The following is a 14,697-nucleotide window of genomic DNA, read 5'->3' as shown; positions in this document are numbered from 1 at the left end:
AGGGCAAATGCTAGATTTGAGGAAGCTGCCAGTATCTTTCAGTGCGTCGGCTTTTACTGCCAAGTAGCTGACTGTGGCGGAGGTCTGTTTGTTTCAGTCGCTTCAGTGTACCGCAAAAGGCTTGAAACTGGGTGTCATAATAAAAAGCCGATGTTTGGCTTACCCAAGCTTCGTGATCCGTGGCTTGAATGAGCTGATTCGTAGCGAGCACTGATGACTGTTTTTGGAGAGGTTGGAGGAGCCATTTTTCGCAAAGTTTTCGTTCGGGTCCGGTCGGTAGGAACTGTTTCACATGTGGCAACTGGCGAAAGCTTTTTAACAGGAGTTGCACACAAATAGGGCCACCATCGAAACCTAATTCACGCAGGCGTAGCTCGGTGGCACCCACCGCATAGGCATAGGGGCGATCTTCATAAAAGGTCAGTCTCTGTGGCCCACGAAGCTGCCTAGCGGAATCATGTGTTAGGCGATGATCCACATGCGTGCCTACCCCGAGGGGTGCGTAGAGGTAGGTGGGGCGGATTTGGTTTAAACAATCGGTCAGAGAATGTGTCACTGCCTGCAAGGTGTGCGAATCTGCGTCATGCCAGCCAAAGATGATTTCACGAAAAGTTTGGTAACGAGGCATCCTGTCAGGAGCATCCAGATGACCCAGATGAATGGCTTCAACGCCTAACGAGTGAAGTGCTTTCCTATCCTCATCGCGTCTTTGAGGGTAATCCAGTGAGCCTTCGGTGAAAACCGTGGCCACCACCACCCGCGTGCCTTTGGCGACAAGTCGCTGAATCAGCGTGGCGCAGGAAAAGACTGCGTCATCCAGATGGGGGGAAATGAAAAGGGCCGTGCTCATGTCAGGTGATCAAGGCCGCACCTACGCCAAAGCCGAGGGTGAGAACTAAAGTGCGTCTTTGCACCAGAGGATCCAGCAAGGCCGAAGTCGCGGCCAATTCAGCATCGTTTAAAACAAGGAGCTGTGTTTGGCCGAACCCAGCCAGTACCAATGCCTCAGGAAGTAAGGAGGCATCACCTCCCATGCCGATGTAGGAGCTGCCTTCGGGTATGCCTAAATCGTCCAGACGGCTGGGTAGAGCGCAGACTAGACCATCAGGCCGTCGGCCCATGAGGTGGAGGAAACTTTGCAGTGCCTTCGCAATAAAATGCCGCAGCTCGGCACGCTGGTCAGCGACCGAGGTATCCAGCCTATCCTCCCTCAGGGGTAGTCGTGTCAGGTCACGAGGCCACGTCTGTTGATAGCCTGCTGCACTGATCTTGAGAGCACTCTGGCCTAAATCGAGAACCCATCCTGTGAGGCCCTGCTGGCCTAACAAAAAATGTCCACCTGCATCACCTGCAAAGTGTGAGGCTGTGCAAAGGTGGGTTCTTGACCAAGGGCCCTCTTGAAGACTTGCCAGCACGCTTTCGGCGCCGCCACCTGCTAGATAGAGTCCCTGAAAACCCCGCACGCACTCAGGCACCAAGCCTTCAGAACGCGTTGCTCCTTGGCCCTCCCAAACCTGCGTGAGGCTGTGTTTCAGGACACCACCAAAATCTGCCTGGGACATGTGATCCCACAAGATGCCCGTGCCGAGACACAGGTCCCAAAGTTCCAAAGGGAAGATACCGCTGGGACGCACTCGGATCATAGGGCTTTTTTGGTTTCAGTGACAGGGAGCCAAGTCTCCGGTGGCTGACCCGGCAAGGACTGAAAATAGAATTTTTCCAGTCTGTAACATAGATTGCAGCAGCCGAGTGCGAGCCGAAAAATGCGCCAGAGGAGGCGATCACGCCAGGGGGCGCGGCGTTCGGCTTCCCAGTCATAACCGCGCTGCTGATGCGCGGGGACGGATTCTGGAAAGAGGAGGTTTAGCCGCTCATGCTCTCTCCGCATGCGCAAATACATGCGATACATGCCGGTGAAAGTCTCAGGCGGCCGATAGCGAATCTCTGCGCTTGGGATTTCGCGAATGCCTTCAACTCCATAACGAAGGAGGATGTCCCGGCTTAACCAAATATCATCTACACGTAAGCCTGCGTGGAAGTCATAAAAGCGATCTCGGGGCAGTTGCAGCAGCCTAGGCTTTAGCTCCACCAAAGTGGGGGCCTGCCAATCGCGGATGGCGAAGAGTTTGCCATTGAAATAGCGGCGGGCTTTTTGGAAACCTTCCACGCGATTGTAGCAATACAAAGCGGCGGCCATGAGGCTAGACCGCTGAGGTGGCAGGGGGCGTTTGGTTGGGTAAGCCACTTGAAGCTGTGGATCGTCCAACATGGCCCGAGTGACCTCAAAAATGACGTTTTCACCCAAGAGGATATCGGCATCGGTGAAGATGACAAAAGGCCGCCTGTGGGCGATGGAGCGCTGGGCTTCGATGAGACCACCCTGAGCCTGGAGGATCTGCACGCGTGGGAAGTTTTTAACCACCGCTTCCGTGTTGTCGGTGCATTCATCCAGGATGGCCACGACTTCATAGGTGGCGATGTTTTTGCCCTGAGCATAGGCCACAGCAAGCAGCACAGAAGTGAGGGTGGCCGCGATGCAAGCCTCCTCATTCCGGGCGGTGATGCCGAGCGTGATGCATGGTTTCATAAGAGAGCCGTGATCAACTCTGCTGCTCGGTGCGCCCCGTCCACGGCGTAAGATTCGGCGACTCTTTTGACATGAGTTTGAATGCTTGGGTCATTCAGAAGTCGCTGCAGACTGTCCCGTGTTTCTGTGACAGTAGCGCTTTCAAGATTCAGCTCCAGACCTACACCCGAATGGCGAATGAAGTGCGCTTGATGAAACTGGTCATTGCAGACGGGAGAGATGAGTAGAGGCACGCCAAAGTGAAGAGCCTCCATGACACTGTTGGCCCCGCCATGGGTGATGAAGGCCTGAACGTGTGGCAGTAGCTTGAGCTGGGGCGCATAACGAAAGGCTAGTACGTGCGGAGGTAAATCAGCCAAAAGCGATGTGCCGAACAAATCATTCACCGAGAGGACCAACTGCACCCGCATGCCAGCCGTGGCCCGGATGACTTTGTGAAACAGCGAAGGTTGATGATAAATCTGGCTGCCGAATGACATGAAGATCTTTGGGCGATCAGTGGCGAGAAGCTCCCAAGGGAATTCAGTTTCATCTCCGCGCTGTGTAGGCGGTAGCGACGGTCCCACCATCTCTACTCCAGGCACGGACCTGCCAATGAAAGCAGGTGTGGTAAAGGCGATGGTGAGCTGGGGGGAAAGCATGTCGCAGCCACGGAACTCCATGTTCATGCCATAGGCGGCGAAGAGTGCTTGACGCGCTGGACTCAGGGCTTGGACGGTCTCCAGCAGATCGCTGGTGATGCGATCATTGAGAACAGGGTTGAGCGAGTTTGACAATGCTACCCAGGGAATGCCTGCATGATTCGCAGCAATCGCGGCTGGGTAGATCATGGGATCGGTCACGATAAGGTCCGGCTGAAAGTTCTGGATAGCAGCTTCCAGTGCAGGCAGTTGGGCGGGTGCTTCCTCCACCAGTAGCCGCTGGATCCACTCGCGTAACCAAGTGGGATCACGTACCTTTTCAGCGAAGAAAGCCCCACGATTGGCATCGGGTGGTGGCGCAGCAGGCACCTGCATTTCTAGGGCTTGAAGCCCTGCTGCGTGAAGCTGGGCGGAGATGTCATGGGCAGCATGAAAGCGCACCTCATGCCCCAGGCGCTGCAGCCACACGGCGGGGCCGATCATCGGATTGAGATGACCTTTCTCAGGGATGGTGAAAAAGAGGATGCGTTTCATGGTTCTCGCACGTGGTAGGCGGTGGCCCAATGGTGAAAACAAATGACTCGAAACAGCAGCGCGCGCTCCATTTCGGTGGGTGTGTAAGCTGGGTGGCAGAGCTGCCGGAGAGCCTGCAAATCCAACCAATGACTGAGGAGCTGGGACGAGGCATCGAGTGCCTTTTGAGCCTCCTGCTGATAGATACGCGTGCAGGCATCATCTTTGGACAAGCTAGACTTCCGTCTCACTCTCGCGGTCTCAGGCATAAGCCCTTTGGCTGCCCGGCGGAGAAGTGATTTTTCCATGCCCCCGTGCAGTGCCAAGTCGGGGTGGATCTGCACGGCGAGCTCCAGCAGTTCCGCATCCGCAAAGGGCACACGGGCCTCCAAACCGTGGGCCATGGTGTGGATGTCTCCATTGTGAAGCAGCCTGGGCAACCAACGCTGTACGATGAGATGGGTGATGCCACGTAGCCGATCTGCACGATTGTTGTTTCCATGGCCTGCTTCGGTCATCAGATGGCTGTAGTGATGGATCAGGTCTAAGGCTGCGCCTTCCATGGAAGGATTGAGTTTAGGACTGCCAAAACGGCACAACAAAATCGCTGGCCCACAGATGCTGATATCATCCAGCATGAAGCCATAGCCATAGTGGGTTTCATCCGCTGCATCGCCGACGAGCACCGCTCGATATTGGGTAGAAACAGCGCGTGCGAGGTGGTGCTGTGCCAACTCTTGCTCCCAGGCTGGCAGGGCATCATTCTGAATCGCCAATGTGCGCAGGTCATCGGCCAAGGTGGCACGACTCACGGGCACTAGGTGGTGGTTCAGCCCGATCTCGCGCGCTGCTTCAGCTGCAAACGGCACGTCGTCAGATTTTACCATCAAAGCTTTTGCATAGTCAAAGTGAGGCTGGCCCTCAAACACAATGGTATAACCACAAGTTACGTTGTGAGATTTTGCACAGGCTGCCAGCAGTGTGCTATCTAATCCGCCGCTGAGAAATACGGCGGCGCGCGTATCGGTATCCAGGGTCCTAGCCACGGTGCGCGGAAGCAGGTCGTGCAGGGTTTGTTGCAGACTTTCGGCATCCTCATTGACACTCCTCCGCAGATCATATCGCCACCAAGCGCGCTGTTCCATGCGGCCTTCTCTGAGGCTCAATAAATGCCCAGGCGGCAGGTGGTACATGCCCGCGAACATGGGCTCTGCCACGCCGCTGAAGCAGGGAGCCACGAAGTATTCTAAGACGGCCTTTGCATGGATCTGGGGCCTTCCTGGCAGGATCTCGATCAGAGCTTTCGCCTCAGAGGCAAAGGCCAGCCCATCGGCATAGGGCATCCAGACAAAAGGCTTCACGCCTAGCCGGTCACGACCTGCTAAGCCTTCGTTCTTTTGAGTATCCCAGAGGAAAAAGGCGAACATGCCATTGAGCCGTCGCAGCGCCTGTTCTCCCCAGGTGACGAGTGCGGCGAGCAGCACCTCCGTATCAGACTGTGTGATGAAAGGCCAGTGCTCGGCCAGATCTTGCCGCAGAGTGCGGTGATTGTGTATTTCGCCATTGAAGACCAGAGTCCAGCGGCCATCGGGCGATGACATGGGCTGCTGTCCGCCAAACGCATCCACTTGAGCTAGGCGATTGGCCCCCAGCACGCAATTGGGCCGCCTTTGAATGCCACTTCCATCAGGGCCGCGATGCCGCATACGGCGCAGCATGGTCTGCAACTTCTCGGCTGCGACTTCAGTCTCCAAGTGAGGAGCGATGATTCCAGCAATGGCGCACATCAGTTTATAAAATCAGCGAGAAGTCCAAACGAAGTCCACAGCGCCGTCTCGGCATTCACACAGGGCTGTGGAGCTGGGAGGTTGAGTTGTCGAGCCAAGGCGTGAATGGCAGACTGGTTCCAGTAAACAGAGAGATCCAGGTCAGGGGCATAGGTGGCAGTTTTGGGTCGGGTGATCAGTGCCTCGGGCAGCCAAGCGCGGGCTACTTCACGCAGAGCGCTTTTGTCAGGGGTGGGGGCGGGAGCGGCAGCCATTAATATTTCGTCGAAGAAGGGTGAACGGAGTTCCAGCCCTGCAGCCCGTGTCAGCGCACCGATGATGGGCAGGTAGTTGCGGGGATCGCTACCCGCGAAGACTTGATCCGCTCCATCGCCTGTCAGCAGGACTTCGTAGCCTTGCTGCCGCAGGGCTCGGGCCAGCAGCCAGCGATGCACGGGGTGTAGATTGAACAACGGCACCTCAGCCGCTGCGATCACCTCTGGAAAGGCAGCGATCCATTGGGATTCATCGGTTTCGATGACCTGTAAGTTTTCTACACCTAAGAGCTTCGCCGTCTGGCTGGTGAGGTGCCTTTCACAGTAACCAGCGAGGCCGCTGCTGAGCGTAAAAACGGGTATGTCATCTCGGCCTAAGCGACGAAGTATGGCCACGAGCAAGGCGCTGTCTAGCCCCCCGCTCAAAGCTACGGCGGCCCGTTTTCCATCCGCCAGCAGACGCGCCACGGATTGCTTGAGCAATTCGGTCAAGGGTCCGTCTATCTTGGGCAAGATCGGGCTGGGCCGGATCTTATAATGGTCCTCGGTTTGCACCAGATCATGCCCCGGCGGAATGGCATGTATGCCTGCAAAGCAGGTGTGCAGCCCATCGGGTTGGCGGGCCAAGTAGTTGCGAACGCCTCCGAGATCCCAAGTCCGTTGCGAGTGAGACTGAGCCATCACTGCATGAATGGTTTCACCTTTGGTTAGGCCGTCGGTGGTGTAGTAACTAGGCCGGATGCCAAAGGGGGCATAGCAGCGCACCGTCTTCATGCTGTCACTCGCACCCGCTCCTCTCCGGGTTTCAGTTGGCGGTGTGGGGCTTCCGGAGCATTGCCGCCCAGACAAAGGGCACAGGCTTCCAGAGGCTCGCTGCGCTGAAGGTAAGACTGGATTTCTTCAGCCGTGTTAGCTTCGTGCAATAACACTCCATCTGCCGTGAAGTCCTCATCGAGCATCTTGCTAAAATGAGCCGGGCGGGTGCAGGCATAAAAGCGCCCATCCCGGATCATGTGGCAGCGACGCCTCAACCAGCAGGCGGCCCAGACGGCCTCATTTTCTGCATCATCCTCGCACCGTTCTTCGCGATCCATTTGCACAAACTGGTCCTGCTTTTTCCAGTTCAGGCGCACGTGATGCTGTGCGGCTTTTTCTTCGATGAGTTGGATTGTGGCGGCAGGCAATGCAGGCTGGGGATAAAGCGATACGGTAAGGGCATCCAGCATTTCCCAAAATTCGTCAGCCTGTCGAGGCAGTAAAAAGCCATTTGTCGTGACGGAAACAATGGTGGCGATGTTTGCCGCTTTGGCCACCTCAAGGCATTCAAGGAGTCGCGAATGTAGCAATGGCTCCCCCCCTACCAATTTCAGCCAAGTCGGCGCAATGACCCGGCGCGCGAGTCGCAGCTCATCTGCGAGCGCAGCAGGTTCCACCTCCCACTTTGGCAGCTGAGGGGACAGGGAGCAGCACGACGCGCAACGTAGGTTGCAGTGATCCACAATGTGCGACTCCAGCGACCGAGTCTGCACGCGACCGTCAACGATGGGGAAGACGTTTTTCATGGGGCCTTGAGGATGTGCTCATAAAGCTGCTGATCCTGAATCGAGAAGCAGCAGAAGACGATGTGATTTAGCGAGGTGTCACGGACCGCAAAATCACGTGCTGCGGTGACGGCAATGTGTGCAGCCAAGTCTAAGGGATAGCCATAAATGCCAGTGGAGATGCAAGGAAAGGCAATGCTGCTTAACCCATGTTTATTGGCCAAGTGTAAGCTCTCGTCATAGCAGGCACGCAGCAGCTCAGGCTCACCGTGAGTGCCACCCCGCCATACTGGACCTACTGTGTGGATAATGTGTCGTGCTATGAGCCGATAACCTCTCGTGATCTTTGCCTGGCCGGTTTTGCAGCCGCCTAACAACCTGCATTCGTGGACTAGATCCGGCCCAGCGGCGCGATGAATGGCTCCGTCCACACCGCCACCGCCTAGCAAAGATGAATTCGCAGCATTCACGATGGCATCCACATCTAGGGTGGTGATATTGGCTTGGATAGCTTCGAGGGTCATCTTGAGGTGAATGGGGATTGGATAGCGAAGAGCGTTTTGCGGGCTAAAGCCTTGGAGTACTTTTGGCTTTCGCCATCATCGCCAGCTTCTTTTGCGCTAGGCTACCTTCGACCCCGGCAGGGTATTCGTGAGGATGCTGCAGGCGTCTCACCGTGGCGTGCAGGTGCTGAAGCTGATGACGGGTGCGGGCCTGAATTTCTTGAAGGGTAGGTTGTTCACCCACGAACTGGCCGCGCTGGAAGACTGGCTGTAAGAGATCCTCATGAGTGGCGGCTTCGGGCATGATCTTGCTGCGCTGAGGATCGGCCGGGTGCATGATCTCAGTCGGTGCGGGACAGCCGGTTTCTTGATCGTAAATGGCATCGCCGCGAAACTCGCCATTCAGGGTGAAACGGCGCACTTGCTGGATGCCAGGATTGCTCACTTTCACCGCCTGCTCACTGAGTTTGATCTTGGGTTCCCATTCGCCATTTTCATGGCGGATGGCACCCAGCTTATAAACGCCGCCCAGAGCAGCCTGTTCACCACCCGTAACGAGCTTGGTGCCCACACCCCAGACATTGATCGCAGCCCCCTGATGCTTCAGGCTTTCGATGAGATGTTCATCCAGGTCGTTGCTGGCCACGATGTTGGCTTGAGGAAATCCGCCCTCATCTAGGATGCGGCGTGCTTCCGTACTAAGCCAGGCGAGGTCTCCCGAGTCCAGCCGGATGCCCGCTAGTTCGTGACCTTGAGCCCGCAGCCTGTGGCCGATCTCCACGGCATGGCGGACGCCTTCCACGGTGTCGTAGGTATCTACCAGAAACACACAGTTGTTAGGCATGGCCTCGGCATAGGTGGCGAAGGCTTCCAGCTCGGTGTCGAACGACATGACCCACGAGTGAGCATGCGTGCCACGCACGGGAATGCCATGGGTCATGCCTGCGAGCACGTTCGAGGTGGAGGCACAGCCGCCAATGAAAGCCGCCCTACTGGCCATCACGGCACCGTCTGGTCCCTGAGCACGGCGGAGGCCGAATTCCAATACGGGCTCACCCTGCGCAGCCTGGCAGACGCGCGCGGCTTTGGTGGCGATGAGGGTTTGAAAATTGATGATGTTCAGCAAAGCAGTTTCGACAAGCTGAGCCTGAATGAGCGGACCCTGGATGCGCAGCAGGGGCTCATGAGGAAACACCACCGTGCCTTCAGGAATGGCCGTCACATCGCACTGCCACTTCATGGCACCGAGATAGTCGAGGAACCCAGGTTCAAACAACGGCTTGCCATCCCGTCCAGGGATGGTGGCTAGATACTCCAACTCCGCTCGGGCAAAGCGGAAACCTTGCAGCCACTTCACCACATCGCCCAGACCGGCAGCGATGGCGTAGCCGCCTGCAAAGGGCAGCTTGCGAAAGAAGAGATGGAAGACGGCTTCTTGTTCAGCTTTACCACACTTCCAATAGCCCGCTGCCATGGTGAGCTGATAGAGATCGGTGAGGAGGGGGGTATCTGTTTTCATGGAGAAGGGAGGGTCAGAGGTGACCATCAAGGTATTCTTGCAAGCGTGGATTCAGTTGTCTGGCAAAGATTCCGTGATACCAGGGCGATCTTATTTGAAGGTAAATTACGAGTAATGTCGCAGGTAATTGCCAGCCCATGATCGGCCAAAAATTCAGGTGGCCTTGGACCATGTGAAGGAGAACATTCACCACGAAAGAACCTGCCCAGATCAGTTCCCAGCATCGCCAAACTAGGAAGACATTGCAGAAGAGGAAGAAGTGGCCAATGGCCATCGGAACGACCCACCACAGTTCATAAGCGCGCTGATGCACCCAGGTGGCAACAACTGCGGCCGTTAGCAAAATAGCAGCATCTGTAGAAGAGAAACGGAATCCGAATTGGCGTTTCATGGGCTGTTTTGAAGTCATTTTATGGGCCTAATAAAAGCGAAGATGGATTCTGGAATGGAGGTTCCCAAATTCTAATCAGCCCTGAAAGGGCGTGGCAGCAAAGCCCAGGGTAAGCGAGCCTTAGCGAGCGGAGCCCTGGGTATAAAGAAGGGAAAAGAATCTGAGTCCAAGCCCTGAAAGGGCGAGGCACATGGGGGCTCGAAGATGAAGCGTTTCAATCCCATACATAGGCCTCGTTGTAGTCGATTTGGTAGAGTTCTAGCATGCGTCTGAATTCATCTTGGAAAGTTCGTTCCACGTGGTGTTCGGCTTGATTTCGAATGTAGTGAGTGACCGTTTCTAATTGGGATGCGCTGACAGAAAAAGCACCGTAACCGGACTGCCAAGTAAAGTGGCCGATGTGGCCCTGTGTCTTCATCCACTTCGAAGATTCTACCTTGGCGGTCTTCACCGCATCCGAGAGGGAGACAGTGCCAGCGAGTCGAAAGAGAAGATGCACATGGTCAGGCATGCCACCGACACAAAGCGCGGGGCAATCCACGGCGTTCAAGGTGCCAGCAAGATAGGCATGCAGTTTTGGCTGGATAGCGTTGCTAATGCAAGGTTCCCGGTCCTTGGTCGAGAATACCAAGTGGATATAAATCTGAGCGAGCGATGGAGACATGCTGAGGGTGTTGAGGGTTTGAAGTGCGTGTCATTGTCTCGCCCTTTCAGGGCTCTTTTTGAGAGACGAAGAGGTGTTGAAATCCCAGGGCTGCACTCGCTGAGGCTCGCTTGCCCCGGGCTTTGTTGTTACGCCCCTTTAGGGCTGGGGAAGAAGGGAGGAGGGCATTATGGAAGAAAGTTCAGATCCAATCTTTCGCGGGATTTTAGCCAATCTTCCGGAATGCCAGAACGGCCAACAAACATTGAAACAATGCCGCCGACGATGGCGCAGTTGGTGTCACAGTCACCGTCCCCTTCAAGGGTGGCGATGAGGGCTTCACGATAGTCATCGAGATGACGGATGGCACACCAAATGGCAAAGGGCACTGTGTCTGCCGCAGTGACCAGAAACCCGGAGCCTAGGATGCGAGCCGCATTTTCTGGGAGCATCTCAAGCGGGACTGCGAAGGCTCTTTGGAGTCCCTCCCATGTTTCGCCGTGTGGGGTCCGTTCCAGTGTTGCTTGCCAGATGCTGTGACGCGCCGCCTTCAATTCTAGCCCACGACTCTGCCAAGTCTGGGCAGCAGCTAGGGAAACCGCGACACTGCCCGCGATTCCCTCAGGATGGGAATGTGTGACTACGGAGCTTTGGGTGCTTTCACTGACAACACATTCAAGGTCGTCGGCGAAGTAAGCACCTAGAGGAGCCGATCTCATGGCACTGCCATTTCCTTTGGATCCACGTCCATTGAAAGCTGCTGTCGATGTCTGTCTCCAGCCTGTGCCACGGGCCATCTCCTGCAACTGCAATCTGGCCCCTCTGCCATAACCCCGGCCAGGATCCGCCAAGTAGCGCTTGGTAAACCGATCGGCGAGAGAGTCAGGTGAAATCTGTCCCGTTGCAGCGAGTTCCTCCACGATGGCCATCGCCATTTGACTGTCATCCGTGTGCCACCAGTGGGGCCCGGGAAGGCCATTATGTTCGACAATGCGTCTAGCGCTGCGTGATTGGGTCGAAAGCAACTGGCCGAAGGCATCCCCTACCGACAAACCATCCAGCGACAGTAAGGCTCTCTGGAGACGAGCTTCGTGAGTGGGAGCGTTGTGTCTATCTGTCATGGTTTGGCGTTAGGTTGTGTGTAAGATTACAAAAAAGCTCGGTCAGGACTCATGGTGCACAGAGAGGAATGAAGGGGTGGAAAAGATCATGGAGGCTTTGCTGGCGGGGCAGTTTGGCCTGCCAGTCTTTAGGGATGGAATCGAGTCCGTAATAGACACCTGCAAGGCCGCCAGCGACGCAGCCGGTGGTGTCGGTGTCATCGCCCAGATTCACGGCTTTGAGGACGCATTCGGAGAATGAGCTTGTGGTTAGGAGGCACCAGAGGGCGGCGGTGAGGGTTTCCATGACGTAGCCTCCAGAGCCGATCTGAGATTCTGGTAGGGTGCCAAGTGTGGGTTGCATCACCGTGACGAAGTGGCTGAACTCTTCGGACTTTTCGTAGATACCTACGAAACAGACTTGTGCTTGCTGAAGCGCAGCTTGCGGGTCCAGGCCGTAGATCAATCCGCGAACCATGAGCCCATAAAAAACACAGGCCATTTGGGAGCGTTGATGACCGTGTGTGATGGCAGAGGCTCTATCCAAATGGCTGCAAAAGAGAGTTTCGTCCTTGAGGTGAAAAGCCAGGGCCACGGGCAGAATGCGCATGAGGGAACCGTTGCCATTGTCATACTGATCCTGGCCACCTGCCAGCTCAGCGGGGCAACCTTGCTCAATGAGTAGCAAGGCCTTTCGAGTGGCGATGCCGATATCAAAAACGGTTCCATGAGCGGTCCAGTGCCCGAGGTTGCACCAGCGCACAAAACGAGCCCCCATGTCCTCGGTATCGAAACCTTTTTCCACCAAGCTTTCGACGGAGCAGAGGAGCAGGGCTCCATCATCCGACCACGTGCCTGCAGGCTGGCCGTGGGTGCCATAGTCTCGCATGCCCGTCACAGGATCTGCCACACGGTCGGCTCGCGGTTTGAATTCCACGGGCACTCCGAGGGCATCGCCGACGAGCGATCCGTAAAGGCCGCCGAGAAAGCGTTGTTGGTTAGTTTGGGCGTTCATTGATGGCGTTTCCAATCCGTGACGAAAGTTTGCTGCCGGGCGGTTTCCGGTATGACGGGGAAATAGGCACGGGCATGAGCGGTGAGTTGATGCAGCTTTTGGAGGGGATCAGGCTCTCCGTGGCGGGCTAGCCAACAGCCTATGACGGTGCCTGTGCGTCCTTTCCCACCCCAGCAGTGAACATAGGCGGTGCGTCCTTCAGCAAGCACGGCATCAATGGAATCCAGAGTCTCAATCATCTGCGTGACGGTGGGGATGCCAAGATCGCGGATGGGCTGATTCTCCCAAGTGACCGGCTGGCTGCGGGTGCGGCCGAGCGCGTACCAGGCTGGGCTGTAGTCCACAAAGGTCCGCTGGCGGGTGTGGTCGCACTCGTCCTCCTGCATGAGATTGATGATGTGCGAAACCCCGAAATCGAATAGCGAAGTCAGTTTCGAATTGGCCACGTAAGGGTCGCGGTCACCGGGATAGAAACCGGCCAGGAGTTTGCCTGGGACAACCCAGTAGCTGCGGGTGAAGGGGAGTTGGCGGAGAAGGCGGGTGTTCATAAAGGGCTCGGGGGGTTAATTTTTGATTTAGATATTCCCGGACTTCCATGAGGGCGAGGCCAAGGAGATTGAGGCCTTTCCGTTCAGCTCAATGTTTGGAAGCTGCTAACGTCGGGACTGCCATTTGGAGAGGAATTCATAATTCAAAGTGGAATCCCTTTTTCTTGAGTTTCTCGTAACGCACGGGATCGAAGCGGAAGAGTTGAGCGGGGCGGTGGGCGCCTTCGCGGTGGGTTTCGTCCAGGGGGAGGAGGAGGTCGTAGCTGAGGACTTTTTTGCGAAAGTTGCGCTTGTCCAATTCAGTGCCGAGCACGGCCTCGTAGAGCTGTTGGAGGTGGCTGAGGGTGAACTTGGGGGGCAGCAGTTCAAAGCCGATGGGCTCGTAGCGGAGCTTGCCGCGCAGTCGTTGCAGGGCTGTGGCTAGGATATCGGCATGGTCAAAGGCGAGGGCAGGGATGTGACGGACGGAGAACCACTGGGCATCGGCGGCATCGGTGGTGGCCTGAGTACGGTGGTAGGTAGGCTTGGTCAGGGCATAATAGGCCACGCTGATGACTCGCTCGCGAGGGTCGCGGTTCACCGAACTAAAAGTGTAGAGTTGTTCGAGAAAGAGTTTTTCTAAGCCCGTCTCTTCCAGGAGCTCCCGACGTGCGGCTTCATCGAGGGTTTCATCCACACGCACAAAGCCACCAGGCAGGGCCCACTGGCCTTTGAAAGGAGAGATCCCACGTTCAATGAGCAGCACTTGGAGTTCTGCAGCATCAAAGCCGAAAACAACACAGTCCACGGTAAGAGCAGCGCGTGGGTATTCATACGTGTGTTTCATGGCTCTATGAAAGTGTGAAAACTACACTATGTAAAGCATGGATGTTGAAATTCTTTTGGCTAAACACCATGCAATCGGCAAGAAAATGCATTTTGACAGACGGGCAGAACGCCTGATGCATGCTGATTATACGTGGGATATACTATGCTAATGCATTGAAAATGAACACTTTTGGAGAGTGCTAAAAATCGTGGCATGGCCAGTGCACTAGATCTGAATCACGGTGCTTTAACACCTTTTGTTTAACATCAACTCAACGACTACCATGAAACTCATTCGCATCCTGACACTCACCGTTGCTGCCTCCGCCCTCACCATGATCGCAGTGAGCTGCAAAGAAGAAAAAGGCCCAGCTGCTAAAGTGGGCGACAAAATTGACGATGCTCTCGACGCACGTCCTGCGGAAGGCATCCGTGACGCTGTGGAAAAAGTGACGGAATAATTCGCAGTCTTTCCCCCCGACAACAGGCTGGCTAGCTCCTTCCTCCACGGCTCAGCCAGCCTGTTTTGTTTTTCAGTCTAACAAACTTATATACATCATATTATGGGCTTCATTTCTTGGATCATCCTCGGCCTGCTTGCGGGCGGTATCGCTAAGTTTCTCATGCCAGGCAAAGACCCTGGCGGCTGTTTTCTCACCATCATTCTGGGCGTGGTCGGGGCCTCCGTGGGCGGCTGGATCGGCACCCAGCTAGGCTTTGGCTCGGTGGAACAGTTTGATCTGCGAGGGCTAGGCATTGCCATTCTTGGCTCTCTGGTTCTGCTGATGATTTATCGCGTCATTGCCGGACGGAAGTAACCCCCTTGAGTCGCCGCAGTTCACAATCAT

Annotated in this window: 17 protein-coding genes; 2 read left to right on the top strand and 15 right to left on the bottom strand. The window is 55.8% G+C overall.

All coding sequences use genetic code 11. The features are described 5' to 3' along the window. Positions 1 to 10: 10 nt before the first annotated feature. The 15 genes from HNQ64_RS03905 to HNQ64_RS03835 form a co-directional block, all read right to left on the bottom strand. Entirely contained in the window at positions 11 to 850 is an 840-nt protein-coding gene (locus tag HNQ64_RS03905) for a PIG-L deacetylase family protein (RefSeq protein WP_184205541.1), read from the bottom strand. A gap of 1 nt (position 851) precedes the next feature. Continuing rightward, entirely contained in the window at positions 852 to 1,643 is a 792-nt protein-coding gene (locus tag HNQ64_RS03900; protein ID WP_184205539.1) for an ROK family protein, read from the bottom strand. Further along, positions 1,640 to 2,587, bottom strand: a complete 948-nt coding sequence (locus HNQ64_RS03895) for a glycosyltransferase (protein WP_184205538.1) — start codon at positions 2,585 to 2,587, stop codon at positions 1,640 to 1,642. Before HNQ64_RS03895 ends, HNQ64_RS03900 begins: the two co-directional genes overlap by 4 nt. After that, the gene (locus HNQ64_RS03890) at positions 2,584 to 3,762 is read right to left on the bottom strand and encodes a glycosyltransferase (protein ID WP_184205536.1); all 1,179 of its coding nucleotides are present in this window, start codon (positions 3,760 to 3,762) and stop codon (positions 2,584 to 2,586) included. The genes HNQ64_RS03895 and HNQ64_RS03890 overlap by 4 nt, the downstream gene beginning before the upstream one ends. Further along, positions 3,759 to 5,528, bottom strand: a complete 1,770-nt coding sequence (asnB, locus tag HNQ64_RS03885) for an asparagine synthase (glutamine-hydrolyzing) (RefSeq protein WP_184205534.1) — start codon at positions 5,526 to 5,528, stop codon at positions 3,759 to 3,761. The genes HNQ64_RS03890 and asnB overlap by 4 nt, the downstream gene beginning before the upstream one ends. Continuing rightward, complete coding sequence (locus tag HNQ64_RS03880; protein ID WP_184205533.1) at positions 5,528 to 6,556, bottom strand: asparagine synthase-related protein; 1,029 nt, start codon at positions 6,554 to 6,556, stop codon at positions 5,528 to 5,530. The genes asnB and HNQ64_RS03880 overlap by 1 nt, the downstream gene beginning before the upstream one ends. Continuing rightward, on the bottom strand, positions 6,553 to 7,344 hold the full coding sequence (locus tag HNQ64_RS03875; RefSeq protein ID WP_184205532.1) for a radical SAM protein: 792 nt from the start codon (positions 7,342 to 7,344) through the stop codon (positions 6,553 to 6,555). Before HNQ64_RS03875 ends, HNQ64_RS03880 begins: the two co-directional genes overlap by 4 nt. Further along, entirely contained in the window at positions 7,341 to 7,847 is a 507-nt protein-coding gene (locus tag HNQ64_RS03870) for an O-acetyl-ADP-ribose deacetylase (protein ID WP_184205530.1), read from the bottom strand. Before HNQ64_RS03870 ends, HNQ64_RS03875 begins: the two co-directional genes overlap by 4 nt. Before the next feature lie 43 nt (positions 7,848 to 7,890). Continuing rightward, entirely contained in the window at positions 7,891 to 9,345 is a 1,455-nt protein-coding gene (locus HNQ64_RS03865; protein ID WP_184205528.1) for a nicotinate phosphoribosyltransferase, read from the bottom strand. Between the two features lie 13 nt (positions 9,346 to 9,358). After that, positions 9,359 to 9,736: a hypothetical protein gene (locus HNQ64_RS03860; RefSeq protein WP_184205526.1), complete on the bottom strand. Its 378-nt coding sequence runs from the start codon at positions 9,734 to 9,736 to the stop codon at positions 9,359 to 9,361. A gap of 214 nt (positions 9,737 to 9,950) precedes the next feature. After that, a complete protein-coding gene (tnpA, locus tag HNQ64_RS03855) occupies positions 9,951 to 10,400 on the bottom strand; it encodes an IS200/IS605 family transposase (RefSeq protein WP_184205524.1) in 450 nt (149 codons plus the stop codon). 167 nt (positions 10,401 to 10,567) lie between these two features. Continuing rightward, positions 10,568 to 11,500, bottom strand: coding sequence for an ADP-ribosylglycohydrolase family protein (locus HNQ64_RS03850; protein ID WP_184205522.1), 933 nt, complete (start codon positions 11,498 to 11,500; stop codon positions 10,568 to 10,570). 49 nt (positions 11,501 to 11,549) lie between these two features. Continuing rightward, positions 11,550 to 12,494, bottom strand: coding sequence for an ADP-ribosylglycohydrolase family protein (locus HNQ64_RS03845; RefSeq protein WP_184205520.1), 945 nt, complete (start codon positions 12,492 to 12,494; stop codon positions 11,550 to 11,552). Further along, positions 12,491 to 13,042: a protein-tyrosine phosphatase family protein gene (locus tag HNQ64_RS03840; protein WP_184205518.1), complete on the bottom strand. Its 552-nt coding sequence runs from the start codon at positions 13,040 to 13,042 to the stop codon at positions 12,491 to 12,493. Before HNQ64_RS03840 ends, HNQ64_RS03845 begins: the two co-directional genes overlap by 4 nt. A gap of 136 nt (positions 13,043 to 13,178) precedes the next feature. Then, positions 13,179 to 13,868 (bottom strand): NUDIX hydrolase, encoded by a 690-nt coding sequence (locus HNQ64_RS03835; RefSeq protein ID WP_184205516.1) that lies wholly within the window; start codon positions 13,866 to 13,868, stop codon positions 13,179 to 13,181. Between the two features lie 265 nt (positions 13,869 to 14,133). Between HNQ64_RS03835 and HNQ64_RS03830 the strand changes: the two genes are divergently transcribed. Both HNQ64_RS03830 and HNQ64_RS03825 read left to right on the top strand, forming a co-directional pair. Beyond that, positions 14,134 to 14,310: a hypothetical protein gene (locus HNQ64_RS03830; protein WP_184205514.1), complete on the top strand. Its 177-nt coding sequence runs from the start codon at positions 14,134 to 14,136 to the stop codon at positions 14,308 to 14,310. A 102-nt stretch (positions 14,311 to 14,412) separates the two neighbouring features. Then, positions 14,413 to 14,667, top strand: a complete 255-nt coding sequence (locus tag HNQ64_RS03825; protein ID WP_184205512.1) for a GlsB/YeaQ/YmgE family stress response membrane protein — start codon at positions 14,413 to 14,415, stop codon at positions 14,665 to 14,667. The last annotated feature ends 30 nt before the right edge of the window (positions 14,668 to 14,697 follow it).

Source organism: Prosthecobacter dejongeii, assembly GCF_014203045.1.
Classification (GTDB): Bacteria; Verrucomicrobiota; Verrucomicrobiia; order Verrucomicrobiales; family Verrucomicrobiaceae; genus Prosthecobacter; species Prosthecobacter dejongeii.
The sequence above is the reverse complement of the archived record's forward strand: the minus strand, read 5'-3'. Positions and strand labels throughout refer to the sequence as shown.

Coding starts and splice junctions, on each gene's coding strand:
- HNQ64_RS03905 (WP_184205541.1), bottom strand. CDS start 850: ATGAGCACGGCCCTTTTCATTTCCCCCCATCTGGATGACGCAGTCTTT.
- HNQ64_RS03900 (WP_184205539.1), bottom strand. CDS start 1,643: ATGATCCGAGTGCGTCCCAGCGGTATCTTCCCTTTGGAACTTTGGGAC.
- HNQ64_RS03895 (WP_184205538.1), bottom strand. CDS start 2,587: ATGAAACCATGCATCACGCTCGGCATCACCGCCCGGAATGAGGAGGCT.
- HNQ64_RS03890 (WP_184205536.1), bottom strand. CDS start 3,762: ATGAAACGCATCCTCTTTTTCACCATCCCTGAGAAAGGTCATCTCAAT.
- asnB (WP_184205534.1), bottom strand. CDS start 5,528: ATGTGCGCCATTGCTGGAATCATCGCTCCTCACTTGGAGACTGAAGTC.
- HNQ64_RS03880 (WP_184205533.1), bottom strand. CDS start 6,556: ATGAAGACGGTGCGCTGCTATGCCCCCTTTGGCATCCGGCCTAGTTAC.
- HNQ64_RS03875 (WP_184205532.1), bottom strand. CDS start 7,344: ATGAAAAACGTCTTCCCCATCGTTGACGGTCGCGTGCAGACTCGGTCG.
- HNQ64_RS03870 (WP_184205530.1), bottom strand. CDS start 7,847: ATGACCCTCGAAGCTATCCAAGCCAATATCACCACCCTAGATGTGGAT.
- HNQ64_RS03865 (WP_184205528.1), bottom strand. CDS start 9,345: ATGAAAACAGATACCCCCCTCCTCACCGATCTCTATCAGCTCACCATG.
- HNQ64_RS03860 (WP_184205526.1), bottom strand. CDS start 9,736: ATGAAACGCCAATTCGGATTCCGTTTCTCTTCTACAGATGCTGCTATT.
- tnpA (WP_184205524.1), bottom strand. CDS start 10,400: ATGTCTCCATCGCTCGCTCAGATTTATATCCACTTGGTATTCTCGACC.
- HNQ64_RS03850 (WP_184205522.1), bottom strand. CDS start 11,500: ATGACAGATAGACACAACGCTCCCACTCACGAAGCTCGTCTCCAGAGA.
- HNQ64_RS03845 (WP_184205520.1), bottom strand. CDS start 12,494: ATGAACGCCCAAACTAACCAACAACGCTTTCTCGGCGGCCTTTACGGA.
- HNQ64_RS03840 (WP_184205518.1), bottom strand. CDS start 13,042: ATGAACACCCGCCTTCTCCGCCAACTCCCCTTCACCCGCAGCTACTGG.
- HNQ64_RS03835 (WP_184205516.1), bottom strand. CDS start 13,868: ATGAAACACACGTATGAATACCCACGCGCTGCTCTTACCGTGGACTGT.
- HNQ64_RS03830 (WP_184205514.1), top strand. CDS start 14,134: ATGAAACTCATTCGCATCCTGACACTCACCGTTGCTGCCTCCGCCCTC.
- HNQ64_RS03825 (WP_184205512.1), top strand. CDS start 14,413: ATGGGCTTCATTTCTTGGATCATCCTCGGCCTGCTTGCGGGCGGTATC.